Source organism: Bacillus sp. DTU_2020_1000418_1_SI_GHA_SEK_038, assembly GCF_032341175.1.
Classification (GTDB): domain Bacteria; phylum Bacillota; class Bacilli; order Bacillales; family Cytobacillaceae; genus Cytobacillus.
This window is the reverse complement of sequence record NZ_CP135435.1, coordinates 756,039-775,108: the sequence shown is the minus strand read 5'-3', so window position 1 is coordinate 775,108 and position 19,070 is coordinate 756,039. Positions and strand designations below refer to the sequence as shown.

Genomic DNA, 19,070 nt, shown 5'->3' with positions numbered 1-19,070 from the left:
GCTGGGAATTCTAGTATTAAAACCCAAGAAATATAGGTTCTCGTTTTTCTTGAAACGCCTTTCTTCCCTCTGAAAAATCTTTTGTTTGAAAAATAACCGATTGTCCATAGGCCTCCAGTTCTAATATATCTTCAAGTGACAAATGCGTGGATTGATGCATAATTCGCTTTGCAATTCCTATAGCCTTAGTTGGCCCATTCGCTAATGAAAGTGCAAGTTCTCTCCCCCTTTCTATTACCTGTCCCTCTGGTACAACTTCATTTATTAATCCATATTCGGAGGCTGTGTGAGCATCGATCTTTTTCCCTGTAAAAATAAGTTCGGCTGCTTTATGCATCCCAATTTTTTGTGGAAGGAAATATAATCCTCCCATATCCGGTATGGCCCCTACTTTTGCAAATATTTCCGAAAAGATAGCACTCTCATCTGCAACGATTAAATCACAGGCAAAAGCTAAATTGCACCCTGCACCAACTGCTGGGCCGTGTACAGATGCCACCACTGGTTTTTCCATATTATAGAGGCCTATTATTGCTTCATGGCCCTTCTGTAAGAATTCTTTTACTTCTATCGGATTTGTGCTGTCGATTCCAAAATCCTTTAAATCTCCACCTGAACAAAATCCCTTTCCACTTCCGTATAATAAGACAGCCCGAATATCCGAATTAATTTTTGCCTCCCTTACCGCTTCCGTTAAATCCGAAAGCAACTCCGAATTTAGTGCATTAAGCTGCTTAGGGCGATTAAGTTCTATTTCATAAACTCCATCGTTAAGTGCTGTTTTTACCAATGACATAATGAGCCTTCCTCCCTTGCCAAAATTCTCAATACTCCTATATGTATCTTTTTTGCAAATTCCATGCCAAGATAACACCCAGAAAAATAAAGGTTTTTGCCTATGTTGTGTTAAGTGTTATTAACAGAAAATTGCGAACTGTAAAGTAAGTTAACGGTTTTAGTTAACGGTTACAATTCATTCACCATTTCTTTTATGAAAAAAAGTCCCTAACTCACTGTTTAAAATACTTGTAATTACTTTTTTATATTGGCATGCTTCTTGCTAGTAACTAGAAAGATTATTAATTTTTATGGAGGTGTATTTTACATTTCTATTATCTTATGGCTATAGATCTGCTATGGGTGGAGGAGGAAGAGATGAACTTTAATGAAATAACCGTTGGGAGAAAGTTTGAGACAGCATCATATAAGGTAAGTAAGGAGGATATCATCTCGTTTGCATCGCAATTTGACCCCCAATATATGCATATTAATGAGGAGAAAGCAAAGCAAAGTAGGTTTGGAGGAATTATTGCCTCAGGTCTACATACTTTGAGTATTTCTTTTAAGTTGTGGGTTGAATTAGACGTGCTTGGTGACCACGTCATTGCCGGAACAGGTGTTAATAACCTTAAATTTACAAAACCAGTGTACCCGGATGATGTCATCTATGTTATCACCGAAGTAATTAGGAAAAAGGAAGCAAAAACTGCCGGGGAAGTTACTTTATTACTTTCGTCTTTTAAAAACGATGGTGAACTAGTGCTACAGGCAGAAATATCTGCTCTTATTTCAAAGTAAAAATACAAACCAAAGGGGAGTTTTTAGTGAACTTTGAATCTATTATCCTTGAAAAAAAGCAGCAAACAGCTTGGATTTACTTAAACCGGCCGGATCATATGAATGCCCTTTCTAGAAAATTGGTGGAGGAATTAATTCAAGTCCTTCAAACTGTAGAAGAGGATCCATCAGTACGAGTCATTATATTATCTGGTCAAGGGAAAGCATTTTGTGCTGGCGCGGATCTAAAGGAGCTTCTTGATGATTTAGATACTGAACCGAATGGAAAAGTTGGGATACTTGATTTGGCAGGAAAACTCTTTGACAAGCTCAATCATTTATCTAAACCATTAATCGCTGCTTTAAATGGGATTACCCTAGCCGGAGGATTAGAAATCGCGATGACCGCAGATATTATTGTCGCCTCTAAAAAAGCAAAAATCGGAGATGCCCACTCCAACTTTGGCGTTCTTCCAGGCGGAGGAGGGGCAGTCAGGCTTCCTCGTAAGATAGGGATCAATCGTGCAAAGTATCTATTATTTACGGGTGAATTTATTTCTGCTCAAGAAATGAAAGAATTTGGATTAGTTAATGAAGTGGTGGAACCTGAAAATCTTGAAGGATTCGTTCAGGAGTTAGCGGACAAAATCGCAATGAAGAGCCCTCTTGTTTTAAAAGAAATGAAAAGGCTCGTTGATGATGGCCTTGAACAGCCATTAGACATTGCATTAAAGCACGAACTGCTCGCGCTTAAGAGTCATACCCAGTCCTATGATTTTCAAGAGGGATTATCAGCATTTACTGAAAAAAGAACACCGGATTTTAGAGGATATTAATAAAATGAACAAGAAGCTGCAGGCAATCTGCAAATGAAGAAGCAGGGATTGCCCTGCAGCATAAACTTGGTCTTGATAGTGCTTGTGTCGTCACCTTCTATCAAAAAGAGTGAACCTATTAGGGACTCTTGTTGATATGTCATAGAACTGGGATGCTCCTGATTTGTCAATAGGAGGCAGGAGATGTGGGAGAGTTAATTTTCAAGGCTCCATCAATAATGAAAGAGTATTATAAAAACCCAGATGCTACAGCTAAAACTATTCGAAATGGATGGTTATATACAGGCGACCTAGCAGTAAGAGATGAAGAAGGCTATATTCTTTTAGTTGATAGAAACAAAGATATGATTATATCGGGTGGAGAAAATGTATACTCAATTGAAATAGAAAATGTGGTTGGATCACACCCAGGTGTATCAGACGTTGCAATTATCGGTACTCCCGATCCCAAATGGGGTGAACTCGTAACCGCAGTGGTTGTCAAAAAGGCAGGCCATGAATTGTCCGAAGACGAATTAATCAATTTTACAAAACAAAATCTAGCTGGTTTCAAGTGTCCCAAAAAAATAATCTTTGAAGATAGTTTGCCAAGGAATGCATCAGGTAAGCTTATGAAATTTGAGCTTAGACAAAAATATTCAGACTATTTAAGAACCGTCAATAAACAGTGATACTAATATATCTTGATTATGTTGTTCAATTAAATTATCACTTTATTTTTTCAGTTAAAAATTAGGTGGAGGTTACTAAAATGGAGAATAGGTTATTAGATAATAAAGTTGCAATAGTAACTGGTTCCTGTCTAATGAAAATGCGCCGCTGACCTGATTTTAGGTGCAGCGGTGCATTTTTACTCTATATTATATTTCTTAATTTTTGCATAGAGCCATGGTCGGCTGATCCCAAGCAATTGACTTGCTTTTGTTTTATTCCCCTTTGATTCTTTCAATGCCGAGATAATCATATCCCTTTCGGTTGAAAGAAGTTTATCTTTATATCTTGAAGTTGATTGATCAACTAGATCATTTTTCTCATTGTTTTGGCTGAAAGCGGGAATATCTTCTGCATCTATATAATCATCTGTTTTAAGGTTTGCTGCTCTTTCAAGTACATTATTTAATTCCCTTACATTCCCCGGCCAGGTATGTTTCATTAATTGGGTCAAGGCTGAATGTGTGACTCCTCTAATGTAAAATCCATTTTGACTCAAACGCTGGATAATGGCCTGAATGATATCCGGCAGATCATCTAGTCTTTCTCTTAGAGGAGGAATATCCAATCTTATGATATTTAACCGATAGTATAAATCCTCTCTAAACTTTCCTTCCGATACAAGTTTTTCGATATTTTGATTGGTCGCAGCAATGATTTTTGTATTTAGATGAATGGTTCTTGAGCTGCCAATTGGCTGAAATTCTTTTTCTTGCAGCACTCGTAAGATTTTCGTCTGAAGAGTTAAAGGCATATCTCCAATCTCATCTAAAAAGATCGTTCCGTTTTGTGCCCATTCAAATTTACCCTTCATCCCTCCTTTCTTGGCACCCGTAAAGGCACCATCAACATAGCCAAAAAGCTCAGACTCAAGTAATTCAGGTGGAATGGCAGCACAATTAACCTGAACAAAGGTCCCTCTTTGACTTGAGGCAGCATGGATTCCTTGGGCAAATAACTCCTTTCCTGTACCGCTTTCACCAATAATCAAAACCGTAGACATACTTTTAGAAGCTAAAGTTGCTTCATGCTTAACCTTTCTGATTTTCTCTGATTCTCCAGCAATATCAAATAATGTATATTTCGTACCCTTCATTTCATTTATTTCATTTCGATAGAAAGATAGCTTTTTCTCTAGTTCTTTCACTTTAGTTAAGGCTTCGTGTAAATGGGTTAGCCCTCGATAGGTTACTTTACAAATCGCACTAATAACTTCGCCATTTTCTTTAATAGGCGAAATCGATATGAGAGATTGTTGTCCTTCAATAATATGCGGGTTATTGTGAATGCTGATTCCAGTATTAATGACCATTTCAATATCAAGTTCAGGAAACAAATCGGTTGTAGATTTATTTAAAACTTCCTTCCTGGTTAATCCGAATAAATCGGTGAAGCCTTTATTCACCATCGTAATTTCTGCCTTTTTATTCACAAGAATAATAGCATCATAGGCGATATCGAGTACGGAAGATAATTGACTATAAACAATGTTATAGGATGACAATAATTGTTTTGTTGAGATGACCCCAACAGGAATCTTTACCTTATTGACAACAGGTGCATGTCCAACATTGTATTTTAACAGCAATTTTCTTGTTTCTTCTACATGATCAGTTGGATGAAGAAAGATCGGATTAGGATTATAAATTTGGTTAATAGTCATGTCCAAAGATAGCTGGGAAGCTAAAGCCTGGAAAACTTTGCTCTTTGTAATGATGCCAATTAATTTATTGGAGTCATCTACCACGGGGAGAATGTTTGATTGAGTTTCAGTAAACATTGGAAGGACTTCTTTTAATGTCTGCTCATTAGTACAGCAAATAAAATTCGTTGTCATGAGATCTGAAATAAGCATATCTATCAACCCCTTTTCATGCACATTATATCAAATGAATATAGATATGTTAACAGAATATTGTTAATTAACTTAACATTTTACAGTATCCTGTTAATATGACTTAACACCTTTATATAATAAAAGGCTTCAATACAGATTAGAAAATTGGCATGAAAGTTGCAAGTAAAATAGATAGAAGGTTAAGAAAGGGAGGAAACAAAGTGAAACATTCAATAGCCATTGAAGAAGAGATTACATTATTTAAAAAATCAATTGAAGGCTTCGCTAAAAAAGAGATCGAGCCCCATTACAGCCAATGGGAAGAGGATGGAATTTTTCCAAGAGAGTTATGGAAAAAACTTGGGGATGCCGGTTTGCTTTGTGTAGATATTCCTGAACAATACGGCGGCTTAGGGGCACCGTTACACTTTGCAGCCAGCATTGTCGATGAATTAAGCAGACTTGGATACAGCTCTGTTGCCGGAAATTTAGCTGTTCATTCAAATATTGTTGCCCATTATATTTTAAACGCGGGGACGGAAGAACAGAAAGCCCATTATTTACCTAAAATGGCGTCTGGGGAATACGTTAGCGCAATTGCAATGACTGAGCCAAGTGCGGGCAGTGATTTACAGGGTATAAAAGCAACTGCAATAAAAAATACGGTTACTGGCGACTATGTTATCAATGGTTCCAAAACCTTTATCTCAAACGGCCAGAACTTTGACTTTGTTATTGCTGTAGCTAAAACAACGCAGGCAGTTCCTGCTTCAAAAGGAACCACTCTCTTTATTGTTGATGCTGATACAAACGGGTTAATCAAAGGAAAAAAGCTAAAGAAAATCGGGCTGCACTCTGCTGATACATCCGAATTATTTTTTGATGGTTTGACTGTCTCACCAAGGCAAATATTAGGTGAACTAGATCATGGATTTGCCGCATTGATGCAGGAGTTGCCACGAGAGAGAACGATACTTGCTGTTGCAGCATGCGGGGCCATGGAAGGAGTCTTAGAGATTACTGTTCAATATCTTCACGAAAGAGAAGCCTTTGGAAAACCACTTAGTCAATTACAGGTGATCCGTCATAAAATTGCCGAAATGACAACAGAAGCAAAAGTAAACCGGGCTTATGTAAACCAATGTTTAAATGCCCTTGAGAAAAAACAGCTATCTACTACTGACGCCAGTATTGCAAAATTATCTACCACCGAAGCTCAAGGCCGGGTTGTAGACGGATGCCTTCAGTTATTTGGCGGTTATGGCTATATGGTAGAGTATCCAATTTCAAGGGCCTATACAGATGCAAGAGTGCAGCGAATATATGGCGGAACCTCTGAAATTATGAAGGAAATTATCAGTAAAGATATTTTAGGAAAATAGTTCTGGGGGGTAAGCATGGGAATTTTAACAGGTTTGAAAGTTTTAGACTTCTCGACTCTATTGCCAGGTCCTTTTGCTACGATGATGCTGGCAGATATGGGGGCTGATGTCTTAAAAGTGGAATCACCTTATCGGGTGGATTTAACGAAGTTCATGGAACCGATGGATGGTGAGGTCTCAGCGGCATTTGGGCATCTTAACCGTTCGAAGCGTTCCTTAGCATTGGATTTAAAGCTGGAGGAAGCGAGAGAAGTCGTATACCAATTGGTCCGCGATTATGACATCATCGTAGAGCAGTTTCGTCCAGGTATCATGGATAAATTGGGCATTGGCTACGAAAAGCTGAAACAAATTAATCCTAAAGTTATTTATTGTTCGATTACAGGTTATGGACAAACAGGTCCGCTTCGGAATAAGGCTGGACATGATATCAACTATTTATCCTTGGCTGGCACAGCAAGCTATTCGTCAAGAAAAAATCAAGCGCCTATTCCAACCGGAATACAGGTTGCGGATCTCGCAGGAGGATCAATGCCCGCTGTCATTGGCATACTAGCGGCTGTTTATCACCGTGATCAAACTGGTGAAGGGCAGTACATCGATATTAGTATAACCGATTCTGCTTTTGCCCTAAATGCCCTATACGGCTCCGGATATTTAGTTGGAGGAGTTGAGCCAGAGGCCGAATCCCTGCTGCTAAATGGTGGGTCTTTCTATGACTATTATGAAACTAAGGATCATCGTTTTTTTTCCGTTGGAAGTATAGAGCCGCAATTTCAGGCAAGACTTTGTGAATTAATAGGTGACAGCAATTTACAATTCTTAAGCGGCAGTCAGCGTAAAGAGGATCAGCATGCTTTTAAAAAGAAACTGACGGATGCTTTTAAGCAGAAAACATTTGAAGAATGGTTAACAATTCTTGGTGATGATTTTGACGGTTGTGTCGAACCTGTCCTCACATTCTCTGAATCGGTTCGGCATCCACAAATAAAAGCAAGAAATTTAGTTGTTTCTGTACCAAAGCCAGAGGGTGGTACACAAAAGCAAATTGCCTTTCCTATAAAATTTTCAACTCAGCCTGCGGAATACCGATTTACGGGCACACAAACAGGAACTCATTCAGAAGATATTTTGAAAGAAGCAGGGTTTGATCAGGAAACAATTAATGCCTTATCTAATAAAGGAGCCTTCGGAAAGCAAGTAATGAACTAAGGAGATGATAGAATATGAATTTAAAAGATAAAGTAGCAGTTGTAACAGGTGGAGCTTCAGGATTAGGGTTAGCAACAGTAACTAGACTTGTTGAAAAAGGTGCTAATGTTATAATTTTTGACTTAAATGAAGCTAAAGCCAAGGAAGCTGTTGAGCAATTAGGAGACCAAGTTCAATATGCGATAGTGAATGTAGCAGATGAAGAATCAGTCCAAAAGGGAATCAATCAAGCAATCGAAGCATTTGGGGCGATTCATATTTGTGTAAACTGTGCAGGCGTTGGTACCCCTGGGAAAACCATAGGCAGAAAAGGTGTATTGCCACTTGAAGATTTTAATAAGGTTATAGGTATTAACTTAGTAGGAACGTTTAATGTATTAAGATTAGCAGCCAATGAAATGAAAAATAACGATCCTATTACCGATTCCGGCGAAAGAGGCGTCATCATTAATACGGCTTCTGTGGCTGCTTTCGATGGGCAAATGGGGCAAGCAGCATATGGAGCAAGTAAAGCTGGGGTAACAGGGATGACTTTGCCTGTAGCCCGTGATTTATCGGAGTTCGGCATTCGTGTGAATACAATTGCTCCAGGCTTATTTATGACACCCATGGCGGACACTTTGTCCGAAAAGGTCATTCAGAAATTATCTGAAAGTGTTGAATTTCCGAAGCGATTAGGGCGTCCTTCCGAATTTGCGGAGCTAGCAACCTTTATCATGGAGCATGAATATTTAAATGGTGAGGTCATTCGTTTAGATGGCGGAATTCGTATGTCCCCAAGATAATACCATACTGCCTTCTATTCAAATGAGATAATCCTTTGTACTCTTAAAAGAATTAAACTGGAGGGATTTCTAATGACGAATCAAGCAAACGTTATTGGTGTCAACATGGTCAAATTTGAAAAACCAGGTAGAAATGAGCCCTATGAAATCATGGCATCAAAAGCCATTACAGGAGCACTTCACGATGCGGGAATTGATTTATCAGAGGTCCAACAGGCGTATGCCAGCTATGTTTATGGGGATAGCACATGCGGTCAAACAGCTTTATATCAGGTAGGCATGACAGGAATTCCAATTATTAATGTAAACAACAATTGTTCTTCAGGTTCAACAGCCCTTTATATGGCCCGGCAAGCGGTGGAATCAGGCTCAGCAGATTGTGTCCTTGCATTTGGTTTTGAAGAAATGAAACCAGGGGCACTTGGTGAAAACTGGTCAGACCGGACCTCACCTTTCCAATGGATTTACAATCGGTTTGATCAATTGAATAGTGAATTGCCAGAGGGGCCAGTTGCATTAAAGGTATTTGGTGCCGCTGCATTAGAATATCTTAAGAAATACGATGCAAGTCCTGAGATTTTCGGAAAAGTAGCTGTAAAATCAAGAAAACATGCAGTAAATAATCCGTATTCTTTATTTACGGAAGAGATTCAATTGGAAGACGTAATGAATTCGCCTGACATATATCCAGGTCTCACAAGATTAATGGCATGTCCTCCTACTTGTGGTGCAGCAGCTGTGATTGTCTGCAGTGATTCTTTTGCCAAAAAACATAATATTGGTCAAACAGTAAAAATAGTTGCCCAATCTATGACGACTGATTTACCTAATAGTATTGATAGTGATAACCTATATTTGGTTGGCTATGGAATGACCAATCGTGCTGCAAAAGAAGTTTTTGAAAAGGCAGGAATCGGTCCGGAGGATATAGATGTCATTGAGTTGCACGATTGCTTTACTCCAAACGAAGTCATCACCTATGAAGGATTGGGCCTTTGCGAGGAAGGTGAAGCAGAAAAACTAATAAATGATGGTGATAATACCTACGGAGGGAAGTATGTGATCAATCCATCTGGGGGACTAATGTCCAAAGGGCATCCACTTGGGGCAACAGGTTTAGCCCAGTGTACTGAACTTGTATGGCAACTTCGTGGTGAAGCAGGTAATCGCCAAGTAGAAAATGCAAGAACTGCGCTTCAGCATAATTTAGGCCTTGGTGGTGCTTGTGTTGTTACTTTATATCAAAAAGGATAAGCTGATTTGGCTTTGTATTCTCGGACTACGGGAAAAACCCTAGAAAAATTCTTTCAAAAATAAACAAAAGGATTAAAGGAGGATACGTTGATTGCTTCCTTTATTCCTTTTGTTTTGTAAATGCGTATTCTTCTTCTTTTCTATTTGCCTTCTTACACTCTTCAGTGCTAACTAATGCCCACTATTCTATTCTCATACTCTTTTCGTACAGCTGATGAATACTACTCCTGTTGCGAGGCTATTATTTAACATCTTACATATTTGCGCTTGAAACCTATCTTCCCTCTCTCTACTTCTTTTTGAATGCTTTTGTAAGCGTTTAAGAAACTGCTTTTTTTCTTGTCCCTTTTAACTTCTACTACACCTACTGCCTTTGCGGTTTCGACCGCCTTTTCATGGAGCGGCAAATATGAAGTTCCAACCGTGTATAGAAAATTATTCATCGCAGATTTTGTTCGTTCAGGCGAATCGTGAATTGTATTTTTCACAAGATCTAGCATATCGGCAATCTTGCTTTCGGAAAATTCAACGTCCTTGCGATTTCCCAAAAGCCAGCAATAGCAGCTCCAGCCCCCTGACATTCTCAGCTCTTCCCCGCTTGCGATCCATTTATCAGCAACTTCTTGTGCAATATCTGCTTCCGCTAAAGTAACCGCTACCACATAATCGGACAGCATATAAAAATAGGCTGAATCCATCCAACGATCAAAATCAGACACAGTCATAGCTTTTGGATCCGCAATAATGCCAGCAAAGTACATGGCATCGTAGTTCCCTGTAGCATAAAGCTCTTCAGCTAAAGCTTGATTTATTTTTATTTTCTTAGCTATTGGCTTCATTGCACCCGTAGCCACGCCAAAAAGCGGCTCATGCGCGCCATTGGATATGTACATTTTTTTAGTTCGTTCCTTGCCAAGGGCTTCAAGCTCCCCCATAACCATTTCTGTATTCATCGTTTTGCACTTCCCTTTTTTTGGAGTTTCCCCCTAATATTTTTTCAACAAATATATATCATCATTATCCTATATTAAACGACCATTTGTCAGTAAAACTACCGTCTAAGTCCATGGTTCATATAAAATGAAGAGGGCAAGTTTTGAGAAAAGATAATCAAAACTTGCCCTTCTTTTATTAAATTTGGATAGGGAATATGTTTACATATCTAAATCTGTGAATGCATACGGCAATAATTCTCGTAAGCTCAGTTCTAAAATATCTTTCTTCTCATTTGTTAAATAAACTGGCATTTCAGGTAAACAGAATTCTGCTAAGACTTGTCTGCAAATACTGCAAGGTGGAAGATAATCTTCCGTATCACCTGATACAGCTATAGCCTGGAAATCACCTTTTTTATAACCACTTGCTATTGCAGTAAAAATTGCGGTTCTTTCAGCACAATTAGTTGCACCAAATGAAACATTTTCCACATTCACTCCATTAATAACAGTGCCATCTTTTAGTAATAAAGCTGCTCCAACCGGAAATTTAGAATAAGGAGCATAGGCTCTTTCCTTCATCTTACGTGCACTTTCTACTAATTGCTCTTTGTTCATATTATCCATCCCTTTCAAAGAAGAATGAACTTTTAAAGTCCCCTTAATGCCAAGATTTAATTGGCAGGATTTTTATATTATAATTTTTTGAAATATTTGTCAACGTCTATGAGGTTCTAAAGTGTGTTATTTGGAGTAAACTCTTTTCCACTTGCCCAGGTAAGTTGTGATATGATTAAAAATAAATGTTAACCAACCAAAGATTGAAGTTAACATAGAAATTAGTTCCGGGGGAGAGCTATGTATAAATTACGAGGTCATCATCTTTTTTGCCTTTTAGGTTATCGGGGAATGGGCTACTCCGAAGAATACGTGAAAAATATGACGCAATTGCATCAAAACTTGAGAGAAAATCCCAAATCGTTAATTCAGCTTGTAAAGGGGCCTGATCAGTTGTGTGAAAAATATCCAAACTCTGGTACCTATCACTGCCAAGACGAAAATATTTATGAAAGAGATGCAGCAATATTAGAGAAAGTAGGACTAAAACTCGGACAAATTTTGAAATGGGAGGACATTGAGTCATGCATCCGAAAGTTTGTTGTTCCTTCCGATATTCAAATTTTGTGCGAAACATGTTCGTGGCGTTCATATGGAGTTTGTGAGGAAGGGATCCGGGAGATTCATGAGGGGAAGGGCTTGAGGGAAGTAAAATAAGCCCTTCCTTTTTTATAGAAATTCATCCGTTTTAGTAATGCGCATTTGGCCTATATCTGCTAATTACAAAATTTAATTTTTCCTGATAATAGACTGGGGCCAAGCTTTTGAGTCTTTGAATTAGAAAGTCTGATCTGTACTTCTACATTGTCCATTTTTGCTGTAATGTCATCAATTCTCCCAGCCCAAGTTGGACCATCTATTTCTGGAGTGGGATAAAGCCTGAAACGCCAACTGATTTCATTAGGGATAAAGGCAAATCCTTCATAGCTATCGTAATTGCCATAATGTGCTGGTTTGGGAAGGTGCACCCCAAGAATACTTAAATTCGTTCTTGCAAAACTTTGAGGAATTAAATGTACTTTATTAATCAATGCTGCTCCCTTTGCATTTGTCAGTTTTTTATCGATGGGCTCCAATACCATGCTACACGGTAAAGATATTCCCTTTGACTGTGAAGGATAAATAACCAAACTTGAAATAATCAATATACCCAAAACAAATTTTTTCATCTAGCACCTCATAGTTTTGTTTTGGTTAATTTACCCTTAATTATATTGAAATATATACAGTCTTCTTTCATCTATTCAACTAATAGACATCCTCGATCTGATAATTGGAAGCTAATAGATGTGAATTACTATGTTAATAATAATAACTGAAAGTTTGAAAAATAAACGGAAAAATTCCGTTTAATTTAAGAAATATCTATATTTTCCTAACAATAAAGGAAGTTTTTCCGGTTATCTTATACAAATCTCTGGATTTTTCCTTATTTAGAACAGATAATCGGAATTTCTCCTCTTATATCTACTTCTTAAGCCTCCATTATATACATTAAGCGGAAAATATCCGCTTATGATTTTATACCTGCAAAGAAATATTAAACCTATGGCAAATTCCTTTACGAATGACATTGCTTTTTCGTAGCTATCCTTATTCTAATTATTATTCCCTAAGTTTAAAACATCGTCCCCTTAAATTTCTCTGGCCTTTTCACGTAGCTTTCGATAATAAATCCACAATCCGTACAAAGGATGTATTCAACATTCGATCCCAGGCTCATCTTATTATCTGGGTGCATAACAGCATATCCAGAGTGCTTCCCTTTCCCCAATTCTGTTCCTCCACATTTTGGACACTCTGTTGCTTTAGCGAAGTAACTCATTTGAAATCCTCTCCTTTTAAAAATAAGAATATAAAAATATACAATGGTTCAAAAGCCATACCTGCTTCCCCTCAAACTATGTTTATTTAATGTTGGCCAATTGAAAACTTTGTGTAGCCAAATATATAAATATTATGCATAAGGCAACTGACATAAAAGAATAGCCTCTTTTTTTCATCATTATATTTTCAATCCCCGTTAGTAACCAGAATGCAGCAAATATAAGCTGAAATATTCCATTATAGAAAAAATTGACGTTTCCATCTTTGAAAATAAATAAACATAAAATTAAGATAGGGATTAGACACAGCAACTGCATAATAACTAAAGGTTTTATTCTATTTCTAAATATCTTTTTCATAACTCCATCTCCTCACAACTACATAGCACAGGGCTAAACAACTAACCATATTTCTCATTGCATCAGCTACACCCTTATTTTACCCTAAACTGGATAAATTAGGTGAATGCTATTTTTGAATCATCCGATTAATAAATAATTTATTCTTTTGTTTGTAAAAGGGCAAACATTTATAAATTATGTTTGACTGTAACTTAATAATATTTTAAGATAAAGCAAACGATAGATATTTACTTCATGTTGACTGGGTGTGATTTTAAAATGGAAATAGATTTCTTCTGGAATGCGTCTTTGGAAGAGCTTAAAAGAGGTTATATTCAAGAAAAGAATTCCTATACATGCCTTCTATGCGGGGAAAAGATTGAAAAGGGAATTGTTTATTCCTATGACAATACACTTTATGAAGCGGAAAGATACATGCGGATTCATATTGAGAGTACACACCAATCTGTATTTGACTATTTAACTGGTATGGATAAAAAGCTTACTGGTCTAACTGACCATCAAAATCAGCTTCTTCAGCTATTTTATCAAGGTAAAAGTGATAAAGAGGTCCAGCAAGAAATGGGCATTGGCAGCACCTCAACCATTAGGCATCATCGTTTTGCGTTAAAAGAGAAGGAACGTCAAGCAAAGGTCTTTTTGACAATGATGGAGCTTTTGAAAGAAAAGGACGAATATGCCCCGGCCTTTATCGCTCCTCATAAAAGTGCAAAAATGGTGGATGAACGATATGCAATCACTAAAGAAGAACAGGGAAAAATCATTAATAAGTTTTTCACAGAAGGACCGAATAGAAGCCTGAAGAAATTCCCGCCAAAGGAAAAGCAGCGTCTGATTGTCCTTCGAGAAATCGCAGCTCAGATCGAAAGTGGGCGAATTTATGACGAAAAAGAATTAAATCAAATTTTGAACACTATTTATGGGGATCACGTCATGATCAGAAGATACCTAGTTGAATATGGATTTTTAGGTCGAAAGCAAGATGGAAGCCAATATTGGCTGAAAAAATAATCATGGAAAGTGAGTTAAACAAGTGGACCGTAAAAAAGAATTAAAACAACAATATAAAGAAATCCCCATTGAGGCGGGTGTTTATCAAATTAAAAACATGAAGAATCAAAAGGTTTTTGTCAGCAGCACAAGAAATTTCAAAACTTTAAATGGCGAAAAGTTTATGCTTGAATCAGGGACTCACACTAACAAAGCTCTTCAGGAAGATTGGAACCATTTTGGGAAAGAGGCCTTTACTATTGAAACTTTGGAGGTTTTTAAAAAGAAAGACGATCCTTATTTCAATGAGAAAGAGGCCTTGGCCGAGCTTGAGAAAAAATGGTTAGAAAACCTTCAGCCATATGAAGAACAAGGGTATAATGTGAAAAAATCTCGTTAAATTTTTCAAAAAATCTAGCTCAGAATTAGGGCGTGCTTCTTAAATTAAGAAGGCGTCTTTTTTATTGGATTACGTAAAAACAGACTTGGATATTTTTTGCAGATTATCTTAGAAAAAAACTGCAAATATTAAATGAGAACTGATCAATCAATTTGGGGTAGCCCTTTAACGGAGGTTTAATTATGGAAACAACAACGAACTATAAAGGCACAAATAAAATGATCACCGGAATTGTATTCGGCGTTATTTCGTTTTGGCTATTTGCACAGTCAGTAGTCAATGTGGTGCCGGATGTTCAAAAAGATTTAGGTATTTCACTTGGTACATTAAACATTGCCATCAGTTTAAGTGCATTGTTCTCTGGATTATTTATCGTTGCTGCCGGTGGACTAGCAGATAAAGTTGGCCGAAAAAAAATAACATATATCGGTCTGATCCTAAGTGTCATCGGTTCCCTATGCCTTGTGTTAGCACAAGGATCTGTTTTACTAATCATCGGTCGTATCCTTCAAGGACTATCAGCAGCATGTATTATGCCTTCAACAATCGCTCTCATGAAAGCTTATTTTGAAGGTGCCGATCGTCAGCGTGCACTAAGTTACTGGTCCATCGGATCTTGGGGCGGCTCAGGAGCTGCTTCATTCGCAGGTGGTGCAATTGCAACATATATGGGCTGGAGATGGATTTTCGTCTTTTCTATCGTATTCTCTTTACTTGGTATGTGGCTCATTAAAGATACACCGGAAAGTAGAGGTGAATCAACAGGTGCTTTTAAATTTGATTACTCTGGATTAGTCATTTTTATTATCACGATGGTTGCTTTAAACATATTTATCACTTATGGTTCAGATTTTGGTTGGACAAGTCTAACCACAATAGTTCTAGCGGTAGTGGTAATTATTGGGGTTATTATTTTCTATAGAGTCGAAAAAGGTAAAAATATCGCTCTAATTGACTTTTCAATTTTTAAAAGCAAACCATATTCTGGTGCAACCGTTTCTAATTTCCTGTTGAACGCGATTGCAGGTACACTAGTCGTAGCAAATACGTATGTTCAAGTAGGCAGAGGCTTCAGTGCCCTTCAATCAGGGATGCTCTCTCTTGGTTATTTAGTCGTTGTTTTAGCGATGATCCGCGTTGGTGAAAAAATCTTACAAAGAATTGGCGCAAAAAAGCCAATGGTTTGGGGAGCCCTTATCACGACTATTGGTGTAGCATTGATGGGTCTCACCTTCTTACCTGATTTCCCATATACCGTAGCTGTTTTCATCGGCTTTGTTTTGTTTGGATTCGGACTAGGAATGTATGCGACTCCATCAACTGACACATCTGTATCTAATGCTCCTTCAGACAAAGTTGGTGCAGCTGCAGGAATTTACAAAATGGCGAGCTCGCTTGGTGGAGCGTTCGGTGTTGCGATATCAGCGACAGTTTATGGTTCAATTTCAGCAGGTGGAAACTTGGAAATGGCAGCATCAGCAGGGATTATCGTAAACGTCATATTCGGCGTTCTCTCCATTCTATCCATTCTATTTTTAGTTCCTGGGGATGCTGGAAAAACAGGAGCCCAAAAAACAGGAAAAAGAATAAATATCCAAACCCCTGGTCAACGGGAACCAGAGCCTAGTCATTAAATGAAAGGAGACTGGACAAATGCTGCTGAACGAATTAATGAAGAAATTAGATGATAAAAAAGAACGTATCATTGAGATTCGCCGCTACCTTCATGAACATCCAGAACTTTCTTTCCAAGAAGAACAAACGGCTAAATATATTGCCGATTTTTATAAAGGAGTCCCAGTGGATTCAGTGGAGACAAACTTTGGTGGAGATCGCGGCATTGTTGTCACAATTAAAGGTTCTAAGCCGGGTAAAACCATTGCCATTCGGGCAGATTTTGACGCCTTGCCCATTAAAGAAGAGTCTGGACTGCCTTTTGCCTCGAAAAACGAAGGAGTCATGCATGCTTGTGGTCATGATGGCCATACAGCCTATATGCTCGTATTAGCTGAAACATTGGCAGAAGCAAAGGAACAGTTAAGTGGAACGATTAGAGTTATTCATCAGCCAGCAGAAGAAGCTCCTCCTGGGGGAGCAATTGGCATGATTAAAGCTGGAGTCCTTGAAGGAGTAGATGCAATATTTGGAATCCATGTCATGTCGACAATGAAGACAGGTAATATCTATTACAGAAGCGGAAATACTCAAACGGGAAGATCCTATTTTAAATTAGTCGTTCAAGGTAAAGGCGGACATGGATCTTCTCCTCATATGGCAAACGATGCAATCGTGGCAGCAAGTTCATTCGTAATGAACCTTCAAACGATTATCAGCCGCCGCATCAATCCGTTTGATACAGCTTCGATTACAATTGGAAACTTTGATGGAAAAGGTACATTCAATGTCATCAAAGATGCAGTGACACTTGAAGGAGACGTTCGTACAATGTCTTCTGAAACAAGAGATACCGTAGAATCAAATGTTCGAGCATTTGCGGAAGGATTAGAAAAATCATATGGGGTAAAATCTATTTTCGAATACAAAAATGACTATCCTGTATTATATAATGATCCAGAAGCAACCGAACTTGTACACCAAGCTTTAGAACAGGCATCTATTCCAGAAGTTGAAGCTGTTTTGGAAACACCGCCACAACCGCCTTCAGAGGATTTTGCTTATTATCTTGAAAAGGTTCCAGGCTGCTTCTTCTATGTCGGTGCGATGCCTGAATCAGGTGAAGCATACCCGCATCATCACCCTAAATTTGATATTAATGAAAAAAGCCTGATCATTTGTGCTAAAGCAATGGCTGCAGTTGTCGCTTCATATTGTGATGGGAGCGAAGCCTAAAGGCAATTCATTTGAATAATGCAGTAACATTCAAAAAATAACCAATCCATTTTGAGTAAACCTTGCTCAAAATGGATATTTTCTTTAACAGATTTTAGTTTCCAACCTATTTACGTTTAAGTACATTTCTTCACAGTCCGAAAAAAATAGAAAGTAACAAAAAGTCGTACTTTCATATTAATTAATATTACTTATTTGATTTCTTCAGCCAACTCCAAAATAATTCCCTCTGGACCACGAACGTAGCATAATTTATAACTTTCTTCATAGTGCTGTAGCTCACTAAAGATTTCCGTACCATTCTTTTTCAATTTGGCAACAACAGCTTCAATATCTTCAACAGTAAATGCAATATGTCGAATACCCAGTGTATTTGCAAAGGTTTGCTGAATATCACTTTCATCTGACGGCTTATAAAATTTGATTAGCTCTATCCATGTCTGACCGTCTGGCGTTCCCAATCCTACACACGCTACTTTAACGTCATTTAGACCAACCGCATATCCCATCAACTCTTCTTCCATTTCCCATTCCCCTTTCACCTCAAGTCCAAAATCGAGAAAAAACTCTTTGGCAGCAGAGAGATCATTTACGATTACACCAACATTCTTTGGATCTTCAAATTTCATACCTTCTATGTTCCTGCTATATTTTTTCTCAAGGTTTCCTTTTGATTATTGAACAATACTCCTCTTTCATGATTTCTAATATTTCATCTTTTGTGCCATAAACAACTATCCCTAATATTTCTACATCGTCTATTTTTTAAACAGTTCCACTTCCCCTATACCTTCTACAATTAGTTTTAGTTTTTCAGAATTGTTATAAGAAGTTATTGGGAAGTTTGTTGAAATAATTGTTTTGTTATTTTTTGTACTCATTCTAAAACCAGTTACTCCATAATCTTTACCATCTTCATCAATGATTTTTATATCTACAAAAGTATTTTCATTTTCATATATCCCATAGTATAAATAAGTGCCAACCTATAGCCTTCATTTAAACTATTAAGCGCATCCTCTAATTCGATTTTCTGAAAGTCGCCATTTTCCTTTTCTGGGAGTAATTTCTCATCAATCACCGAAACATTCTTATTTTTATTGAGCAAGCTGTTACATTTATTGATTAGGATTTTACAAATCCAAGTATTGAAGTACTCGTCATTTTTTAGAGTATGTAAGTTTTCATAGGCCGAGATAATAGCATCAGCTACATCGTCGTCATTGTTCAACAATCTACTTGCAGTACGATACAATACATCTTCGTATTGCTTTACAAGTGAAACAAACGCTTCTCCATCGCCCTTTTTTGCCTTTTTGACCAATACTTTAAGTGATCCCATTTCAACACCCCCTAACTTAACCAGTTGTTTTGTATTTCAATATATAGATATGGGAGAGTATCAATTGGTTGCATTGAATATAAAACAACTTTAGAAATCCCAAAAAATGTTCATAAAATGGATAATGAGCGCTTATCCTTGTTTCAGGATTGCGCCCATTATTAATATAAAA

21 protein-coding genes are annotated in these 19,070 nt (G+C 37.7%); 12 read left to right on the top strand and 9 right to left on the bottom strand.

The features are described 5' to 3' along the window. Positions 1–16: 16 nt before the first annotated feature. Positions 17–796, bottom strand: a complete 780-nt coding sequence (locus tag RRV45_RS03930) for an enoyl-CoA hydratase/isomerase family protein (protein ID WP_315667450.1) — start codon at positions 794–796, stop codon at positions 17–19. Between the two features lie 359 nt (positions 797–1,155). On the opposite strand from RRV45_RS03930, the gene RRV45_RS03925 reads away from it, so the two are divergent. From RRV45_RS03925 to RRV45_RS03915, 3 genes are all read left to right on the top strand, one after another. After that, positions 1,156–1,578, top strand: coding sequence for a MaoC/PaaZ C-terminal domain-containing protein (locus tag RRV45_RS03925; protein WP_315667449.1), 423 nt, complete (start codon positions 1,156–1,158; stop codon positions 1,576–1,578). A 26-nt stretch (positions 1,579–1,604) separates the two neighbouring features. Further along, on the top strand, positions 1,605–2,393 hold the full coding sequence (locus RRV45_RS03920; protein ID WP_315667448.1) for an enoyl-CoA hydratase/isomerase family protein: 789 nt from the start codon (positions 1,605–1,607) through the stop codon (positions 2,391–2,393). A gap of 185 nt (positions 2,394–2,578) precedes the next feature. Next, positions 2,579–3,064: an AMP-binding enzyme gene (locus RRV45_RS03915; protein ID WP_315667447.1), complete on the top strand. Its 486-nt coding sequence runs from the start codon at positions 2,579–2,581 to the stop codon at positions 3,062–3,064. 179 nt (positions 3,065–3,243) lie between these two features. Here RRV45_RS03915 and RRV45_RS03910 read toward each other — a convergent pair whose 3' ends face one another. Next, positions 3,244–4,959: a sigma 54-interacting transcriptional regulator gene (locus RRV45_RS03910; protein ID WP_315667445.1), complete on the bottom strand. Its 1,716-nt coding sequence runs from the start codon at positions 4,957–4,959 to the stop codon at positions 3,244–3,246. A gap of 203 nt (positions 4,960–5,162) precedes the next feature. Between RRV45_RS03910 and RRV45_RS03905 the strand changes: the two genes are divergently transcribed. The 4 genes from RRV45_RS03905 to RRV45_RS03890 all read left to right on the top strand — a co-directional run bounded on the left by RRV45_RS03905 (position 5,163) and on the right by RRV45_RS03890 (position 9,574). Beyond that, on the top strand, positions 5,163–6,323 hold the full coding sequence (locus RRV45_RS03905) for an acyl-CoA dehydrogenase family protein (protein WP_315667444.1): 1,161 nt from the start codon (positions 5,163–5,165) through the stop codon (positions 6,321–6,323). A gap of 15 nt (positions 6,324–6,338) precedes the next feature. Continuing rightward, positions 6,339–7,535, top strand: a complete 1,197-nt coding sequence (locus tag RRV45_RS03900) for a CaiB/BaiF CoA transferase family protein (protein ID WP_315667443.1) — start codon at positions 6,339–6,341, stop codon at positions 7,533–7,535. A gap of 14 nt (positions 7,536–7,549) precedes the next feature. Then, a complete protein-coding gene (locus RRV45_RS03895) occupies positions 7,550–8,320 on the top strand; it encodes a 3-hydroxyacyl-CoA dehydrogenase (protein ID WP_315667442.1) in 771 nt (256 codons plus the stop codon). Between the two features lie 72 nt (positions 8,321–8,392). After that, positions 8,393–9,574 (top strand): lipid-transfer protein, encoded by a 1,182-nt coding sequence (locus RRV45_RS03890; RefSeq protein ID WP_315667441.1) that lies wholly within the window; start codon positions 8,393–8,395, stop codon positions 9,572–9,574. Positions 9,575–9,819: 245 nt separating this feature from the next. Here the strand turns inward: RRV45_RS03890 and RRV45_RS03885 are convergent, their stop codons facing one another. After that, positions 9,820–10,527, bottom strand: a complete 708-nt coding sequence (locus RRV45_RS03885) for a DNA alkylation repair protein (RefSeq protein ID WP_315667439.1) — start codon at positions 10,525–10,527, stop codon at positions 9,820–9,822. Between the two features lie 201 nt (positions 10,528–10,728). After that, positions 10,729–11,136: a cytidine deaminase gene (locus RRV45_RS03880; RefSeq protein ID WP_410489358.1), complete on the bottom strand. Its 408-nt coding sequence runs from the start codon at positions 11,134–11,136 to the stop codon at positions 10,729–10,731. A gap of 231 nt (positions 11,137–11,367) precedes the next feature. On the opposite strand from RRV45_RS03880, the gene RRV45_RS03875 reads away from it, so the two are divergent. Beyond that, positions 11,368–11,784: a DUF1284 domain-containing protein gene (locus tag RRV45_RS03875; protein WP_315667437.1), complete on the top strand. Its 417-nt coding sequence runs from the start codon at positions 11,368–11,370 to the stop codon at positions 11,782–11,784. A 59-nt stretch (positions 11,785–11,843) separates the two neighbouring features. Here the strand turns inward: RRV45_RS03875 and RRV45_RS03870 are convergent, their stop codons facing one another. The 3 genes from RRV45_RS03870 to RRV45_RS03860 form a co-directional block, all read right to left on the bottom strand. Next, positions 11,844–12,296: a hypothetical protein gene (locus tag RRV45_RS03870; RefSeq protein WP_315667436.1), complete on the bottom strand. Its 453-nt coding sequence runs from the start codon at positions 12,294–12,296 to the stop codon at positions 11,844–11,846. A gap of 449 nt (positions 12,297–12,745) precedes the next feature. Continuing rightward, positions 12,746–12,952 carry a transcription initiation factor TFIIIB gene (locus RRV45_RS03865; RefSeq protein WP_315667435.1) on the bottom strand — a complete coding sequence of 69 codons (207 nt, stop codon included), beginning with the start codon at positions 12,950–12,952 and terminating at the stop codon, positions 12,746–12,748. 82 nt (positions 12,953–13,034) lie between these two features. Then, positions 13,035–13,313, bottom strand: coding sequence for a hypothetical protein (locus tag RRV45_RS03860; RefSeq protein WP_315667434.1), 279 nt, complete (start codon positions 13,311–13,313; stop codon positions 13,035–13,037). 261 nt (positions 13,314–13,574) lie between these two features. Between RRV45_RS03860 and RRV45_RS03855 the strand changes: the two genes are divergently transcribed. The 4 genes from RRV45_RS03855 (at position 13,575) to RRV45_RS03840 (ending at position 17,556) form a co-directional block, all read left to right on the top strand. After that, positions 13,575–14,327, top strand: a complete 753-nt coding sequence (locus tag RRV45_RS03855) for a DUF2087 domain-containing protein (protein WP_315667433.1) — start codon at positions 13,575–13,577, stop codon at positions 14,325–14,327. Between the two features lie 22 nt (positions 14,328–14,349). Continuing rightward, positions 14,350–14,706: a GIY-YIG nuclease family protein gene (locus RRV45_RS03850; protein WP_315667431.1), complete on the top strand. Its 357-nt coding sequence runs from the start codon at positions 14,350–14,352 to the stop codon at positions 14,704–14,706. Positions 14,707–14,888: 182 nt separating this feature from the next. Continuing rightward, the gene (locus RRV45_RS03845; protein ID WP_315667430.1) at positions 14,889–16,340 is read left to right on the top strand and encodes an MFS transporter; all 1,452 of its coding nucleotides are present in this window, start codon (positions 14,889–14,891) and stop codon (positions 16,338–16,340) included. A gap of 19 nt (positions 16,341–16,359) precedes the next feature. Next, positions 16,360–17,556: a M20 family metallopeptidase gene (locus RRV45_RS03840; protein WP_315667429.1), complete on the top strand. Its 1,197-nt coding sequence runs from the start codon at positions 16,360–16,362 to the stop codon at positions 17,554–17,556. 191 nt (positions 17,557–17,747) lie between these two features. Here the strand turns inward: RRV45_RS03840 and RRV45_RS03835 are convergent, their stop codons facing one another. Together RRV45_RS03835 and RRV45_RS03830 are read right to left on the bottom strand one after the other, a co-directional pair. After that, entirely contained in the window at positions 17,748–18,185 is a 438-nt protein-coding gene (locus tag RRV45_RS03835) for a VOC family protein (protein WP_315667428.1), read from the bottom strand. Between the two features lie 305 nt (positions 18,186–18,490). Continuing rightward, entirely contained in the window at positions 18,491–18,898 is a 408-nt protein-coding gene (locus tag RRV45_RS03830) for a sigma factor (RefSeq protein WP_315667427.1), read from the bottom strand. Positions 18,899–19,070 lie beyond the last annotated feature (172 nt).

What these genes read in the sequence shown, in the direction of transcription:
- RRV45_RS03930 (WP_315667450.1), bottom strand. Translation starts at nt 796, where the DNA reads ATGTCATTGGTAAAAACAGCACTTAACGATGGAGTTTATGAAATAGAA.
- RRV45_RS03925 (WP_315667449.1), top strand. Translation starts at nt 1,156, where the DNA reads ATGAACTTTAATGAAATAACCGTTGGGAGAAAGTTTGAGACAGCATCA.
- RRV45_RS03910 (WP_315667445.1), bottom strand. Translation starts at nt 4,959, where the DNA reads ATGCTTATTTCAGATCTCATGACAACGAATTTTATTTGCTGTACTAAT.
- RRV45_RS03900 (WP_315667443.1), top strand. Translation starts at nt 6,339, where the DNA reads ATGGGAATTTTAACAGGTTTGAAAGTTTTAGACTTCTCGACTCTATTG.
- RRV45_RS03895 (WP_315667442.1), top strand. Translation starts at nt 7,550, where the DNA reads ATGAATTTAAAAGATAAAGTAGCAGTTGTAACAGGTGGAGCTTCAGGA.
- RRV45_RS03890 (WP_315667441.1), top strand. Translation starts at nt 8,393, where the DNA reads ATGACGAATCAAGCAAACGTTATTGGTGTCAACATGGTCAAATTTGAA.
- RRV45_RS03885 (WP_315667439.1), bottom strand. Translation starts at nt 10,527, where the DNA reads ATGAATACAGAAATGGTTATGGGGGAGCTTGAAGCCCTTGGCAAGGAA.
- RRV45_RS03880 (WP_410489358.1), bottom strand. Translation starts at nt 11,136, where the DNA reads ATGGATAATATGAACAAAGAGCAATTAGTAGAAAGTGCACGTAAGATG.
- RRV45_RS03875 (WP_315667437.1), top strand. Translation starts at nt 11,368, where the DNA reads ATGTATAAATTACGAGGTCATCATCTTTTTTGCCTTTTAGGTTATCGG.
- RRV45_RS03870 (WP_315667436.1), bottom strand. Translation starts at nt 12,296, where the DNA reads ATGAAAAAATTTGTTTTGGGTATATTGATTATTTCAAGTTTGGTTATT.
- RRV45_RS03865 (WP_315667435.1), bottom strand. Translation starts at nt 12,952, where the DNA reads ATGAGTTACTTCGCTAAAGCAACAGAGTGTCCAAAATGTGGAGGAACA.
- RRV45_RS03860 (WP_315667434.1), bottom strand. Translation starts at nt 13,313, where the DNA reads ATGAAAAAGATATTTAGAAATAGAATAAAACCTTTAGTTATTATGCAG.
- RRV45_RS03855 (WP_315667433.1), top strand. Translation starts at nt 13,575, where the DNA reads ATGGAAATAGATTTCTTCTGGAATGCGTCTTTGGAAGAGCTTAAAAGA.
- RRV45_RS03845 (WP_315667430.1), top strand. Translation starts at nt 14,889, where the DNA reads ATGGAAACAACAACGAACTATAAAGGCACAAATAAAATGATCACCGGA.
- RRV45_RS03840 (WP_315667429.1), top strand. Translation starts at nt 16,360, where the DNA reads ATGCTGCTGAACGAATTAATGAAGAAATTAGATGATAAAAAAGAACGT.
- RRV45_RS03835 (WP_315667428.1), bottom strand. Translation starts at nt 18,185, where the DNA reads ATGAAATTTGAAGATCCAAAGAATGTTGGTGTAATCGTAAATGATCTC.
- RRV45_RS03830 (WP_315667427.1), bottom strand. Translation starts at nt 18,898, where the DNA reads ATGGGATCACTTAAAGTATTGGTCAAAAAGGCAAAAAAGGGCGATGGA.